Source organism: Priestia sp. SIMBA_032 (genome assembly GCF_046535215.1).
GTDB classification, from domain to species: Bacteria; Bacillota; Bacilli; order Bacillales; family Bacillaceae_H; genus Priestia; species Priestia aryabhattai.
In genome coordinates this window covers 1-386 of record NZ_JAWRXD010000207.1, presented here as the reverse complement: position 1 = coordinate 386, position 386 = coordinate 1, and the positions used below count along the sequence as shown (strand labels likewise).

The following is a 386-nucleotide window of genomic DNA, read 5'->3' as shown; positions in this document are numbered from 1 at the left end:
ACGTGGTAGGCATGATTGGCGCGCAGCAGCCACGGCGGCGCCGTATATTCGGCCAGCAGTGGGCGCGAAGACGTGCCGTTGTAATGGCGGAAACGTGTCGTCGTGTTGTCGTTTCCACCCACACCTGCGTAATACAGGTCGAGCGTGTCATAGTCGGAAAAACGCCCCGATCCGCCGAACGGCGCTGTTCGCTGTTGCGCCTGCGTTTTGCTCGCAATCCAGAATTGGTTCATGTCCGAGACGCGATCATGCGGACCGCCCGCATCGAGCACGGTGCGCGTGAAGGTGATTTCATAGTGTCCCGTGAGACGCTGGTTTAACCACACCGTGAGCCCGCGCGCACTATCGAGCACGAGTGCATGCGATTGTGCATAGACTGGCTGCGT

1 protein-coding gene is annotated in these 386 nt (G+C 59.8%); it reads right to left on the bottom strand.

The annotated features are described in order from the left end of the window. On the bottom strand, positions 1-386 hold a 386-nt coding region (locus SB717_RS34025; protein ID WP_410907224.1), incomplete at both ends, for a DUF6250 domain-containing protein.